Consider the following 13,661-nt stretch of genomic DNA (forward strand, 5'->3'; position numbering starts at 1 on the left):
TGAGCTGACGAACCCGAGCGTCTCTTCCCACTCTTGTTCCTTCACTTTCAAGCGATCTTCTGCGTCTACGCGCGAAAGACGAATCTTCGTCTTACCTGCGCGTTCGACGTTTGCTTCGATATATGTCGCAACTTCGTCCGCGACAGCAAATTGCACTTGATCCTGGATGATGACGTCGCCGAACTTGGCACGTTTCAATCCGACGTTCAATAATGTACCGGTGACTTGACGATGAGATAGTTCAACGAATTTAGTAGGATAATGAATGCGATAAATGGAAATGTCAAAGTCATCCGCGTTGTATTCATAATAGTCTGGTGCGAGGATTGCTCGTTTACGTTCGGCGCCTTCGAAACCGCCCTCAAAAAAGAGGGCGCATTTCGAACCGACGAGTTCTTGTGTGATTTGCTGTTCACGAGGGTCTAGAAAATCCGTTAATTTAAACGTATACGTCGCTTCCACGTGATCAATCCAGTTCAAGACCGAATCGACGAATTCCCGCTCGCTTCCACGATAATGATCATATACACTCATACGAAGAAGATAGCTCGGATACCGGATTGTGCCAAGTTCAAGACGAGAAAGGCAACAATCGGCGAGATATCTAGCATGCCTCCGATAGGCGGGATAATACGACGGAAGGGTGCTAGGAATGGCTCGACCAACATCGCGAGCACTTGTCCGAATTTCGAATCACGGGCATTCGGGAACCAAGATAGCAGAATGTACACAATCATGACATAACTATAATATTGTAATAACGTACTTAATGTACGACCAATCGCGTACATCACTTGTGAATCCATACTTACCACCCCTTATGATTAATATCATCTTCTCCTAGAAGATTCGAGATGCTACCAGCCAACTCGACATTGTTTGGAACACAGAGGAGGGTATTCTGACTGATCGTCGTGATCGTTCCATCGAGAGCGAAAACGACACCAGATAAGAAGTTGATCATCTGTCGTGATTGATCTTTTGACATACGTTGCATATTGACGATGACAGCACGGTTCTGACGAAGATGTTCCCCAATCTCTTGGGCTTCGTTAAAGACACGTGGTTCGCTCAAGATGACCTGCGATTTCGTTTTTTTCGTCGCATGTAGCGGCACGATATTCGATTGTCTCACGCTGTCCTCCTTTTGAGTAACACTTGGGGTAGATTCCTCGTAATACTCTTCGTACTCTTGTTGTGAAGCACCTCTACCTTTATTTATTGTAGCATCATTTTCATATTCGAGTTCATCTAAATCATCGCTGTTGCCGAGAAATAGATTTTGCATTTTTGATTTGAAACCCATATCCATTCTCCCTTCTTCTCGTTTAGGTGTGAACGAGCGTCGTCCCGACTCGGACGAACGTCGCCCCTTCTTCGATGGCAATCTCAAAATCCGATGACATCCCCATGGATAACTCTGTACATGGAGCATACGACAATTTTTTTGCCTTGACCTCTTCTTGCAATGTTTTTAATGACCGGAATACCTCACGTACACGCGTCGTGTCTTCCGTCAACGGTGCCATCGTCATCAGTCCGATGACACGAATCGCGGGATACTGACCGATTTCGTGTAAGAACGACGGTACATCCTCCGGTGCAATACCTTGCTTCGATTCTTCTCCCGAGATATTGACTTGAATGAAACAATCAATGATTCGGTCCGTTCGTTTATTGATCTCTTCTGCCAAATGAAGACGATCGAGCGAATGCAGTACATCAATGGAATCAATGATCTGACGAACTTTACGCGTTTGTAGCGTACCGATGAAGTGCCATGTACAGGCGGTTCGTCCGAGCTCTGCCTGTTTTTCGAGCAATCCGTCCGGGCGATTTTCTCCAAGATGCGTTACACCGGCCTCTAATAATTCAGAAGCAACTTGACTTGAGACTGATTTCGTCACGCCAATCAACTGTACCTGCTTTTCAGAAGAACTCTTTTCACTTGCTTGTTCCATTCGTTTCATAACCTCTTGTACATTATCAAGAATTGACATCCAATGACTCCTTTACGATCAAACTTGCAAAGCGACCACCGTGGTCGCCGTGGCGATAAGAGAAGTAATCTTCCGCCTGACAGTGTGTACATAGACCTGTGTCAAGGACATCACCGACTCCACAACGCTCAGCTAGCGCAGCGTTCGTTTTTTGTAGCGATAACATCGCTTTTCCATCTTCCTTGCGTATGTAAGGAGACTCATCGAGTTCAAGTGCGTCGATCGCATCGATGACGGGTTGATCGACTTCGTAACAACAATCACGAATCGATGGACCAATGACCATCTGAATCGATGAGCGACTCGCACCTGCACGCTCCATTTGTTTGACTGTCTCTTCAACGATATTGCCAACAGTCCCCCGCCATCCAGCGTGCGTATTCGCGATGATTCCTGTCGTCGGATCACAGAAGACAAGCGGAACACAATCAGCGAAGAGCATCATCAATAAGACATTCGAATCGGTCGTCACCAATCCATCTGTACCCGGAATCGCTGTTTCGTAATCCAGAGAGCCGCGTCCGGAGTCAAGTGTCGTCACCTGTTCAACGTGATTCCCATGGATTTGCTGCGCCCAAATTGAGTTCTCAAGAGATAGATCAAGCTGTCGAGCAATGACTTGTCGGTTCTGAATGACGCCGTCACGATCATCGTTGACATGTAATCCTAAGTTACCGTTTCCATGTGGTGCTGCAAACTTCGTCGTAAAGGCGGCACGTACGGTACCTGTTGGTGTATCCCATTTGATCCATTGTCCAAACATGTCGATGCCTCCTTCGATTTTAAAAAAAGAGGCGCCGCTTTCGCGACACCTCTTGGTTTAGCAGTCGTGTCACTGGAACATCGATCAACGATTATTCCGGCGAAGGAAAGATGGGATGTCCATCGTTTCTTCGACATCTGGCGCTTTAGCTGGTTCAGGATTTGAGCTGACAGGCGTCTCTTCGACTTGTGGTTTAGACTCCTCTGTTGGTGGTGGAGTCGCTTGTTTTTTCTTCAACAGGTTTTTCATCATCTCTTGTGCGGATGGAATTTCGAAGTCGAGTGGTTCGTTTTCGAATTCCGTCGCGATGACTGTGACGATGATTTCATCTTCTAGGTTATCATTGATGACCGAACCGAAGATCAAGTTAACTTCCTCATCTGCTGCACTTTGAACGATCTGTGCGGCTTCCGTTACTTCATACAAGCTGAGGTTCGCACTACCCGTGATGTTCATTAGAACACCTTTCGCGCCTTCGATTGATGTTTCAAGCAACGGACTTGAAATCGCTTTTTTAGCGGCTTCCGTCGCACGATGTTCACCTGTTGCGACACCTACACCCATCAAAGCAGAGCCTTTTTCAGTCATGATCGTCTTCACATCGGCGAAGTCGAGGTTGATTAGACCAGGAACGGCGATCAAGTCCGTGATCCCCTGTACACCTTGACGTAAGACGTTATCCGCTTCTTTGAACGCTTCAAGCATCGGTGTGTTCCGATCGACGATTTCAAGCAACTTATCATTCGGGATGACGATCAACGTATCGACTTTTTCTTTGAAGTTCTGGACACCAGAAACAGCATGTTGCATCCGTTTACGTCCTTCGAACATGAATGGCTTTGTCACGACACCGACTGTCAATGCGCCGATTTCTTTTGAAATCTCAGCGATGACTGGAGCAGCTCCTGTTCCAGTTCCGCCACCCATACCGGCTGTGACGAAGACCATGTCAGCTCCTGAAAGGATTTCTGTTAATTGTTCACGGCTTTCTTCTGCCGCTTTTTTACCGATTTCCGGATTTGCACCCGCACCGAGACCACGTGTCAATTTTGCGCCGAGTTGTAATTTCACGTCAGCTTGTGACATGTTCAATGCCTGAGCGTCTGTGTTTACAGCGATGAACTCTACGCCTTGGACACCGTGTTCAATCATTCGGTTGACGGCGTTCGAACCGCCACCGCCTACACCGATGACCTTGATTTTTGCTACTTGGTCCATCATTTCATCAAAATGCAACATAAAAAGGGCCCCCTAATATTTTTTACTCATTGGATTTTTTTGTAGGCATTAACCAAAGAATTTCTCAAAGAAACTACTGAATGACTTTTTCTCTTTTGGAGGCTGTTCACGCGTTGGTCGTTCTTCACGAGCAGGTGATGCCTGTTCGTTCATGAGCAGTGCATCCTGCTCACGTCCGGATGCTACGACTTCTTTCTCTTCTGCCCGGTCGAAACCTGATTTCGATACGGCGCTTCTTGAGAGTACATAACGTAACATACCAGCTGCAACGGCGTACTTCGGATGACGAATACCAAGACTAGCAGGCTGATAGACATTGACGCTCTGCTTGAAAATCCGTTTTCCGAGCTGATCGATGCCAGGTAGTGAAGAACTTCCACCACATAAGATCAAGCCGCTGTTCATGTGAGCGTATCCCGCTTGCGTCATTCGTTTTTGAATCATCTCGAAGATTTCCTCAAGTCGCGCTTCTAAAACGAATCCGATCTCTGATTGTGGTTCGAAACGATGTTCCCCGTTGATCGTGACGTATGAGACTTTTTCCTCCGGATCACCGAGTGCTTCGAGTGCAACGCCGTATTCTTCTTTAGCGAGTTTCGCATCTTGGTATTTGCAGTTCATCTTGTACGTCAAATCACGTGTCAGATGATCTCCGCCGTAAGGCAACGTCGTCGAGTAGACGAGATCGTTCTTTTCATAGATGGAAAGCGTCGTCGTCTCATGTCCGATATCGATGATCCCAACACCGAGTTCTAGTTCATCAATCGATGCTGCGATTCTAGATACCGCTAAACTCTCCAGCACATATCCAGCAAGCTCTAAACCAGCCCGTTCAATGGAACGTTTAATGCTATGTAGGATCGTCTTCGCTCCGATGATGAGCTTCCCTGTTACTTCGAGACGATAACCAATCATTCCTCTTGGATCAGTGATTTCTGTTTGCTGATCAACCGTAAACGTCTTCGGCAAGACATCAACTACACTGAGTTCATTTGGAATTCGCATGACCATTGCGGAATGCAAGACATCTTTCACATCATCATCCGTGATTTCATTGTCCTCACCTTTGATCGACGTCATCCCCTGGCAATCCTTGACTTGAATGTGCTCGCCGGAAATAGCGACATATACTTCACCAATTGGTTCACCAAGTGTGCGTTCCACTTCTGTAACCGCTTGTTTAATGGCATGTACCGTTTGATCGATGTCAACGATGACACCTCGTTTAACACCCGCGGATGGTGCAGAACCTTCAGCAAGAACGTTCAGCGTTCCACCAAGTAGTTCACCGACGATGAGTTTCACCTCCGATGTCCCAATGTCGAGTGCGGCAATCGTACCTTTCGTTTCCATGGGAGTGACACCTCCACTTTCATAATACTAATCCTTTTTATTCCTAATTATATTCTAGGAATAGATCAGGCTTCTTCTCGTTTAAGTCTACACTATATAAATACTTACGAAAAGAAGTTATTGCCCGTCTTAGCGTCCTAATAGATTACGATTTGATGACGATTCGAACAAAGGTCGACGAATGAAAACACACGTTTGTTTTTTTATTCGTCAGTCCTTTACGAATCTTCTATTTTTTTCCTTTATATGGTTTGAAATAGATACCACCATCAATTGTAATCGTTCCTGTCTTTCCTTTTGGTAAGGCAGAAATGACCTTTACATATTCATTCAATGAATTGGAAAAGGCAGAAGTACTGAGCAAAACCGTGTTCCCATCCGTCATGAATAACTTCAGACCACCTTTGTCAGTCTTATCATTAGCGACGATCTCGGATATCCGGCTCCGTACTTTCGGCTCGATTTTAACAAGCTCCTTCGTCAATCGATTTAGAGATTGATCGGTGAAGCCAGTCAAGATCGGAGCGTCAAACAATTCTTCCTTCGACTTACCGGGAATGATCGTTCCATCCGCAAGGACGATCCGGTCTCCCGGTTTATCTTTCGCATAGGCAATCTCTTTCTCTTCCGTCACCGTCACGCGATATTGGTGCAAAAATTGCTTTTGCATCGTTGCTTCTTGAATACCTGGGACCTTCTCAATCCGTTCAAGAACGTCTTCCTCTGACACATTAAAGGCATGTGTCTCTTTCACCTTGATCCCGGATGCTTGCAAAATATCCTCTGATTTCACATTGACGTTACCATCAACATCAAATCGAGCGACCCGGGAATAGCTTGACTGCAGATAAAAGACGACACCGACCAATAGACCAATCAAAATCAGGACATAAATGAGTCTTCGGTTAGCTTTTTTGCGACGTTGTTCACGGATATAAGGTATCTTATCCTCGAGACTGCGGACGTTCTTGTCCTCTTGCGGTCGTCCGACCGCTCTCCGTTCCCTCACGTCTCATTCCTCCTCTATACGTAACAGTTCATTTCCCTATCGGTCTTTTCCTGCAATAGTTTAGTTTTTTTGTCCGGTTAGGCGTAACAATTCATCAACTAAGTCTCGTGATGCATTCGGCATACCGAGCGCAAGTGCTGCTTCAGACATCTTTTGTTGTTGCGCCAATGCTTTTTCACATGCATCAAATAACCGTTCACCTGTCAGTTCTTGTTCACGAATCAATAGACTCGCACCTGTCTCGACGAGCGATGAGGCATTGACTTCTTGATGGTTTTCCGTCACGTAAGGACTTGGAATGAGGACACTCGGTAACCCAAGCGTCGTCAGTTCTGCTAATGTACTTGCTCCCGAACGCGAAATGACAAGTTGACTAGCTTTTAGGATGTTCGGTAAATCATACACGAAAGGACGAAGTTGAATCCGTTCTGGTATGGAACCAACGCGTGAAACAATCGTATCGTAATGAATCTGACCCGTAACGAAGAGGAGCGACCATCCGGCTTGTTCAACTTTCGGCATCATGTCGACGACTGCTTCATTGATGGCAGGTGCACCTCGGCTCCCACCGTAGATGACGACGAGTGGACGCCCTTCCTCGAAACCGAACCGCTGACGCTCTTCCGTTGGATTGATTTGTAACTCCGCTACTTCAGAAGCGCGTGGGTTTCCGATCAGAACCGTCTTTGTTTCGTTTTTACCGAAGTGATGACCGGATCCTTTGAAGGATAATGCGACACGGTCCACATAACGCGCTAAAAATTTATTGGTGATACCGGGAAGACTGTTTTGTTCATGAACGAGTGTCTTAAAACCCATTTTTGCTGCCGTGTACAGAACAGGTCCACAGACGAACCCACCTGTACCGACGACAATATCCGGTTGGAAGTGGCGCAGTAGTCGGCGAACCCGTCTGACACTCTTGACGAACCGGATACCCGTCTTGACGTTCTCGAACGACAGCGAACGACGGATGCCAGAGATCTCAATCGATTCAAATGGAATTCCTGCCCGACGGACGATATCCGCTTCGAGACCGTTTTCTGTTCCGATATAGAGGACCTCACACGGCATGCGTTCTTCGAGCTCTCGGATCATGGCAAGTGCCGGATAGATGTGACCACCTGTACCGCCACCAGAGACGACGATTTTCATACTGTTGTTCCCCCTACTTCATGTACGGCACGAACGAAATGATCGCCGCGCTCTTCATATGTCTTATACTGATCCCAACTTGCGGATGCTGGTGATAAAAGAATGATGTCTCCAGGTTGTGATACTTCAAATGCTACTTTCACGGCTTCATCCATCGTCTTGACGACCGTTGATGAATATCCGTTTTCAGATGCAAGCGTTCCGAAGCGATGTCCGGTTTCACCCAGTCCGATGACATGTTTGACGTGCTTCATCGCATCGAGTAGCGGTGTCAAATCCGCTCCCCGCTCGAGCCCACCACATAACCAGATGATGTTTGTCGTGAATCCAGATAAGGCTGCTTCTGTCGCGACGTTATTCGTCGCTTTCGAATCGTTATAAACTTTTCGACCAGCAATTTCACCGACGAACTGTGTCCGGTGCTCTACTCCTCCGAATGTCCGTAGCACATGCTGGACATTCGCTAATGGTAAGTCGAATGGTTCGACGAGCGCTAAGGCCGCGAGGACGTTCTCAACATTGTGACCACCACCGAGAGCAAGTTCTTTGACGGGTAGAATACTCGATCCATTGATCGTCAATACATCATTCACTATTTCTGCATAAGCAGATTGACGACGTGAGAACAGGAGCGGCGTCACATTTGCTGTCTTACCGAGCTCGTTGACCGATGCATCATCAGCGTTCAAGATAAGCCGATCCGAAGATGTCATGTTTTTGAAAATCCGAGCTTTTGCTTCTCCGTATGATTCAAAATCACCATGATAATCGAGATGTGCCGGTGATAGATTTAAAAAGGCTGCTGTGTATGGTCGGAACTGATCGATCCCCATCAATTGAAAACTCGATAATTCAATGACGATGATATCATCTCGTTTCGCCTGACGTGCGATTTCAATTGCCGGGAATCCAATATTTCCTGCCAAATGCACACGTCGAGACCCTGTTTTCAACAATTCATGAACGAGTGTCGTCGTCGTCGTTTTCCCGTTTGATCCTGTGATAGCAATCCAAGTCGCATCTGTTGCGTGATACGCCAGTTCCACCTCTGTCCAAATGGGAATGTTGCGTCGTAATGCTTCTTGTAACAATTCGATATGATACGGAATTCCCGGATTCTTGACGATCAAATCGATGTCATCGAGTAGTGTGAGCGGATGCCCACCATAGACCGTTTGGACATCGAGTGATGCAAGCACTGCTTGATCACTCTCGGACGGTGTTTTCCCGTCATTCACTGTCACTTTTGCACCTACGCTCGCTAAATAACGAGCGGCTGCGATTCCACTTTTCGCCGTTCCGAGAACGAGCACCTTTTGATCATTCCATTGTCGTTGTTCCATTGTTGAATCGCTCACTTTCTCTCTTCGTTTTTATCACATAAATACGTAGGCGATGAATGCCATCAAACAGCTGATTCCTGCGAATGTACCGACAATCCGCCATTCGCTCCAACCAACCATTTCAAAATGGTGATGAATCGGACTCATTTTAAAGATACGTTTCCCTGTCGTCTTAAATGAGATGACTTGTAGAATGACAGATAGTGTCTCTACAACGAAGACAATGCCGATCAAGACAAGGAGAAGTTCTAGTTTTAAGACAATCGATAGACCTGCTAGTGCGGCACCGAGTGCAAGGGACCCTGTATCACCCATGAAGATTTTTGCTGGATGAGCATTGAATAAGAGGAATCCAATTAGGGCACCAACTGCTGAGAAGGCAAAACAAGCAGCAACCACTTCATCCGCGATGAACCAACTGTACAAACCGAAGAAGAGGAATGTCGGAATCGCCGTAAATGATACGAGACCGTCTAACCCGTCTGTCAAGTTGACAGCATTCGAGAATCCGACTAACCAGAACAAGGCGACGAACGGATAGATGATACCAAAATCAAGTTTGAAGTCTGTGAATGGAATCGACAGATACGTCGCGTCACTCGTAAATCCACCACTCAACCAAACGAATAACAATCCGACGACGATTTGCCCAATCAGTTTTTGCTTCGAATTCAAACCGAGATTACGCTTCTTGACGACTTTGATGTAGTCATCGATGAAACCAATCGCACCATATGCAAGTGTTAAAAAGAGTAACGATAACTGTGTCGTTGATAAATCACCCATGACGATCGCACCAAGAACACTGACCATCATCGCGACGAGAATGACGATCCCGCCCATCGTTGGCGTTCCCGATTTGACTTGATGCCATTGAGGTCCTTCTTCCCGAATTTCCTGACCGAACTTCAATCGGTGTAGAAACGGAATTGCCTTTGGCATAACAAGTAGTACAACAAGAAATGCAAGAATAAGACTGATGAATAATGTGATCATAGCAGACACCCTTTTTCAAAAATTAGTTTTCGTTCAGATAGGTCAATATCCGTTCGAGCGCCATCCCACGTGACGCTTTCAATAAAACGATTGTTCGTTCTCCAAGCAGCGAACGCAATTGTTCAGCAGCATCCTCAACAGTTGCCGCAAATTGGATTTGGACGGATGGGTCGCTGATTCCTTCAGCAATCCACGCGCCTTTCTCCCCTACTAGAATAGCATGTGAGACCGGTAACGTAATCCGCTTTCCGACCGAGGCATGTAACAAGCGTTCCTGGTCTCCTAGTTCATACATATCGCCGAGCACGAGAACGCGCGTCGTATACCCTTCTAATGCAGTGATTGTCTCAATCGCTGCATTCATCGATGTCGGACTTGCGTTATACGCATCGTTGATGACCGCTGTCTCCTCAAAGAGCAGTCGTTCCATCCGCATTGGTGTCAGTTCAACCGCGTCGAATCCTTCTTGGATCCGGGCATCCGTCACGCCAAGCGCGCGCGCTGTCGCAATCGCGTACGCTGCATTTCGGACTTGGTGTTTTCCTAACACAGGGAGATGAAAGGCAGTACCATCGTAAGCAAAGGCTGTTCCGAGAAATGTTGCTTCTGTCGTCTCGATCCGGTACGTATTCCCAATCTGATAACCGATTTTCTCCGCTTCGACTTCTGCTAGAAGTGGTTCATCCCCATCAACGAACAGATGACCTCCTGGTTTAAGACCAGACCGAATCTCAAGCTTCGCTTTGGCGATTCCACTACGTCCACCGACTTGCTCCGCATGGGATTCACCGATGTTCGTGACGAGCGCAATATCTGGTTCAGCAAGATTCGATAAGAATTCGATATCGCCAAAACCGTTCATCCCCATTTCCAGTACGGCGACTTCCGTGTCAGCCGGCATCATGAGAATCGTTAACGGCATCCCGATATCCGAATTGAAGTTCCCTTGTGTCTTATGTGTCTTGAACGTTGTCTTGAGTACACTTTCGACCATGTCTTTCGTCGATGTCTTGCCATTCGATCCAGTGATGGCAACGATTTTTGGCGCAATCCGCATTAAGTATTGTTTAGCGATCTCTTGCAAGGCAACCAGTGGTTCATCGACTTCTAAGAAAACGACATCGATGTCCGGTCGATCAATCCCTTTCTTCCATAAGGTGACGATCGCTCCTTGATTTTTTGCGCCTTCCAGGAAGCGATGACCATCGACGCGTGCTCCTTGAATCGGAACATAGAGACCATCTTCAAGATGTGCGCGTGAATCCGTTGCGAAGTGGCGGACGACCCGATCGTCTCTGACATCAAGATGCAGCCACTCAGCAATTTGCGTAATTGTTAACATGATATATACCTCCATTCGATGACAACAAAAGAGGACGAATGCAAAAGTCAACGAATGACTCCTGTTCGTCCTCGTCTTCCTGTAGAAATCAGGAAACTTGCCCCACCGTTATTCTTTAGGTTCAGCTAGTTCGACCGTCAACTTTCCATTTTCCTTCACTAGTGTACCAGTTCGAGCTGATTGTTTGGTTACAAAACCTTTACCGATGACATCGAGCTTCAAGTCATATAAGCTGACGAGCTTTTTGACGTCTCGCTGCGACCACCCCGTCAGATTCGGCATCTTAAATGTGTTCGCTGTCTTCAGCAAGACACGTTCTCCACTGACGAATTCTTGACCACGAGACGGAATCTGCGAAACGACCTCCGCTCCATCCCCAAGGATGATTGGAACAGCTTCTTGTTCTTTCGCCAAATCCGTTGCTTGTCGAGCGCTCTTCTTGATATAGCTCGGCGTAATCTTCGCTTTGACATCCACCGAATCTTTTTGCGTTTCCGGTTGAATGCTCCGGTACTGCAATGCTGTATTCATGACACTTTTGAACACCGGACTCATGATGAGTGGTCCTGACACCGATGATTCATTTTTTGACGGACGATCGACCGCGATGTACATGATTAATTCCGGATCATCTTTTGGTGCCATGCCGATGAACGAGTGAATGAATTTCCCTTGAATGTATTTCCCATTCTCAGAAATTTGAGCTGTACCGGTCTTACCGATGACACGGTAGTCTTTCAACTTGTACATTTGACCAGTTCCGATTTTACTATTGACGACCCCGTCCAGTGCATCCCGCGTCGCTTTGGCCGCCTCTGCCGAAATTGGTTTACCGACGACTTCAGTTTTCGCTCGGTACGGTGCTTTATCCGTATGATCGGCTTTTTGGATGATATGCGGTTTGACCATTTCACCGTCACCAGCAATTGCTGTTGCCCCTTGAAGTAATTGCATTGGTGTGACTGCAGTCGATTGTCCCCATGAAGTGATGAGCGCATTCAGCGGTTTTGACAAATCAGACTGACTGTTTACTTCTCCCGAGATGTCTATACCCGTTCGTTGGTCAAAATGAAACTTCTTAAAGTATTCTTTATACCGTTCGATCCCAAGTTTTTCTGCTGTCAACTTCGAGAACATGACATTCGAGGAGTGATAGACACCCTCGATCATCGGAATTGTGCCCCAACCAACATCATTGTAATCCTTGATGACCGTTCCTTTGTAGTTATAACTACCCGATTTATACATCTCGTTCGGACGGAAGACTCCCGCATCAATCGCTGCTGCAAGCGTAAAAATCTTCATCGTTGAACCCGGTTCGAATCGTGAGGATACGGCGAAGTTCGTAAAATCTTTCATGTCACGTAAATTCGGGTTGAACGATGGACGATCCGCCATGGCAAGGATTTCACCAGTCTTCGCATCCATGACGATACCCGTTGCGTTTTTCGGCTTATACGTGTTGTACATTTTTTGCATTTGTTTCTCAAGCGACTGTTGAATGCGATGATCGATTGTCAAGTACAGATTCGATCCATCCTTCGGTTCATTCGAGACACGTGAAGAACCTTGGATCAACGGATTACCACTCCGGTCTTTCTCGAAGACACGTGCACCGTAAGACTCACTCAAGGCATTATCATACTGTTTTTCGATTCCCATCTGCCCTTGTAACGCGACACGACCATTCTCCTCGGTGATCTTTTGGACGAATCCGAGTGTATCGGATAAGAAGATACCGTTCGGGTAGTATCGTTTTGGCTCTTCGATCATCCGGATTCCAGGGAGTTTTAACTTGTCGATCTTCTCTTTTTGATCGAGTGTTAAGTCATTTCCCTTTTTTCCGAATTCGATTTGCGAACGTTCTTTGTTCTCAATCAAATAGGTTTCCAGTTCCTTCGTCGTCATTCCAAGTATCGGTGCGAGACCTTCAGCCGTCTTTTTGAAGTCGACGATCGTCTCATCCGGATCCTTGACGCCACCTAGTCGGTAAATACCAATCAGGTGATACGACGGAACATTAATGGCGATTGGAGAACCGAGACGGTCAAATATTTCACCACGTTCTGCCCCAAGCGTCTCCTGAGACTCCCATCGCTTTTTCTCAGCATAGGCAATCATATCTTCCCCATGGAATTGTTTAGTTGTCGCTAAGTATAAAAATCGGCCAATAAACACAAAAAAGAGAGTAGCAAATATCACCATGATAAAGGCTACTCTCCAACGGGATTTTTTCAGTGGATTCATTTAGGAATCACCTTGATGTTCCCTTTACGCATATCAAGACCCTGTTCTTTTGCAATCTTATAAATCCGTTCCGGAGAGCTTAAGTTCGTGACCTCTAGTTGTAAACGTTCATTTTCTTTTTTGAGTGACTGTGTGACTTGGTTTTCTTTCGCTAAGTCACGACTGACATTGTACGCCTCGTTGTGCGTACTGATCGTCAAACTCCCAAATAACA

14 protein-coding genes (1 of these 14 cut by a window edge) are annotated in these 13,661 nt (G+C 46.5%); all 14 read right to left on the bottom strand.

Annotated features, from left to right (window positions below):
- Nucleotides 1-534, bottom strand: partial view of an RNA-binding protein gene (locus tag B4F99_RS14995; RefSeq protein WP_290759350.1) — the 5' portion only. Its footprint begins 246 nt before the window's first position; only the first 534 of its 780 coding nucleotides appear in the window; the start codon lies at nucleotides 532-534; its stop codon lies beyond the left edge, outside the window.
- Nucleotides 531-806, bottom strand: a complete 276-nt coding sequence (locus B4F99_RS15000; protein ID WP_035406819.1) for a YggT family protein — start codon at nucleotides 804-806, stop codon at nucleotides 531-533. The genes B4F99_RS14995 and B4F99_RS15000 overlap by 4 nt, the downstream gene beginning before the upstream one ends.
- Before the next feature lie 2 nt (nucleotides 807-808).
- A complete protein-coding gene (locus B4F99_RS15005; RefSeq protein ID WP_231496839.1) occupies nucleotides 809-1,135 on the bottom strand; it encodes a cell division protein SepF in 327 nt (108 codons plus the stop codon).
- Nucleotides 1,136-1,328: 193 nt separating this feature from the next.
- The gene (locus B4F99_RS15010; RefSeq protein WP_290759353.1) at nucleotides 1,329-2,000 is read right to left on the bottom strand and encodes a YggS family pyridoxal phosphate-dependent enzyme; all 672 of its coding nucleotides are present in this window, start codon (nucleotides 1,998-2,000) and stop codon (nucleotides 1,329-1,331) included.
- Complete coding sequence (gene pgeF / locus B4F99_RS15015) at nucleotides 1,987-2,763, bottom strand: peptidoglycan editing factor PgeF (protein ID WP_290759357.1); 777 nt, start codon at nucleotides 2,761-2,763, stop codon at nucleotides 1,987-1,989. The genes B4F99_RS15010 and pgeF overlap by 14 nt, the downstream gene beginning before the upstream one ends.
- 84 nt (nucleotides 2,764-2,847) lie before the next feature.
- Nucleotides 2,848-4,002, bottom strand: a complete 1,155-nt coding sequence (ftsZ, locus tag B4F99_RS15020; RefSeq protein ID WP_029342137.1) for a cell division protein FtsZ — start codon at nucleotides 4,000-4,002, stop codon at nucleotides 2,848-2,850.
- Between the two features lie 48 nt (nucleotides 4,003-4,050).
- Entirely contained in the window at nucleotides 4,051-5,355 is a 1,305-nt protein-coding gene (gene ftsA / locus B4F99_RS15025) for a cell division protein FtsA (protein ID WP_035406809.1), read from the bottom strand.
- Between the two features lie 229 nt (nucleotides 5,356-5,584).
- On the bottom strand, nucleotides 5,585-6,364 hold the full coding sequence (locus tag B4F99_RS15030; RefSeq protein ID WP_290751541.1) for a cell division protein FtsQ/DivIB: 780 nt from the start codon (nucleotides 6,362-6,364) through the stop codon (nucleotides 5,585-5,587).
- Nucleotides 6,365-6,424: 60 nt separating this feature from the next.
- Entirely contained in the window at nucleotides 6,425-7,519 is a 1,095-nt protein-coding gene (murG, locus tag B4F99_RS15035; protein ID WP_290759361.1) for an undecaprenyldiphospho-muramoylpentapeptide beta-N-acetylglucosaminyltransferase, read from the bottom strand.
- A complete protein-coding gene (gene murD / locus B4F99_RS15040; protein ID WP_290759364.1) occupies nucleotides 7,516-8,862 on the bottom strand; it encodes a UDP-N-acetylmuramoyl-L-alanine--D-glutamate ligase in 1,347 nt (448 codons plus the stop codon). The genes murG and murD overlap by 4 nt, the downstream gene beginning before the upstream one ends.
- Before the next feature lie 33 nt (nucleotides 8,863-8,895).
- Complete coding sequence (gene mraY, locus B4F99_RS15045) at nucleotides 8,896-9,858, bottom strand: phospho-N-acetylmuramoyl-pentapeptide-transferase (RefSeq protein WP_290759367.1); 963 nt, start codon at nucleotides 9,856-9,858, stop codon at nucleotides 8,896-8,898.
- 22 nt (nucleotides 9,859-9,880) lie between these two features.
- The gene (locus tag B4F99_RS15050) at nucleotides 9,881-11,200 is read right to left on the bottom strand and encodes a UDP-N-acetylmuramoyl-tripeptide--D-alanyl-D-alanine ligase (protein ID WP_290759370.1); all 1,320 of its coding nucleotides are present in this window, start codon (nucleotides 11,198-11,200) and stop codon (nucleotides 9,881-9,883) included.
- A gap of 108 nt (nucleotides 11,201-11,308) precedes the next feature.
- On the bottom strand, nucleotides 11,309-13,321 hold the full coding sequence (locus B4F99_RS15055; RefSeq protein ID WP_290759374.1) for a penicillin-binding protein: 2,013 nt from the start codon (nucleotides 13,319-13,321) through the stop codon (nucleotides 11,309-11,311).
- 122 nt (nucleotides 13,322-13,443) lie between these two features.
- Nucleotides 13,444-13,661 (bottom strand): cell division protein FtsL (gene ftsL / locus B4F99_RS15060; RefSeq protein ID WP_290759377.1); only part of this gene is annotated, 218 nt, incomplete at its 5' end.

This window comes from Exiguobacterium sp. UBA3491 (assembly GCF_002377745.1).
Classification (GTDB): Bacteria; Bacillota; Bacilli; order Exiguobacteriales; family Exiguobacteriaceae; genus Exiguobacterium_A.

What these genes read in the sequence shown, in the direction of transcription:
- B4F99_RS15000 (WP_035406819.1), bottom strand. Translation starts at nt 806, where the DNA reads ATGGATTCACAAGTGATGTACGCGATTGGTCGTACATTAAGTACGTTA.
- B4F99_RS15010 (WP_290759353.1), bottom strand. Translation starts at nt 2,000, where the DNA reads ATGTCAATTCTTGATAATGTACAAGAGGTTATGAAACGAATGGAACAA.
- pgeF (WP_290759357.1), bottom strand. Translation starts at nt 2,763, where the DNA reads ATGTTTGGACAATGGATCAAATGGGATACACCAACAGGTACCGTACGT.
- ftsZ (WP_029342137.1), bottom strand. Translation starts at nt 4,002, where the DNA reads ATGTTGCATTTTGATGAAATGATGGACCAAGTAGCAAAAATCAAGGTC.
- ftsA (WP_035406809.1), bottom strand. Translation starts at nt 5,355, where the DNA reads ATGGAAACGAAAGGTACGATTGCCGCACTCGACATTGGGACATCGGAG.
- murG (WP_290759361.1), bottom strand. Translation starts at nt 7,519, where the DNA reads ATGAAAATCGTCGTCTCTGGTGGCGGTACAGGTGGTCACATCTATCCG.
- murD (WP_290759364.1), bottom strand. Translation starts at nt 8,862, where the DNA reads ATGGAACAACGACAATGGAATGATCAAAAGGTGCTCGTTCTCGGAACG.
- mraY (WP_290759367.1), bottom strand. Translation starts at nt 9,858, where the DNA reads ATGATCACATTATTCATCAGTCTTATTCTTGCATTTCTTGTTGTACTA.
- B4F99_RS15050 (WP_290759370.1), bottom strand. Translation starts at nt 11,200, where the DNA reads ATGTTAACAATTACGCAAATTGCTGAGTGGCTGCATCTTGATGTCAGA.
- B4F99_RS15055 (WP_290759374.1), bottom strand. Translation starts at nt 13,321, where the DNA reads ATGATTGCCTATGCTGAGAAAAAGCGATGGGAGTCTCAGGAGACGCTT.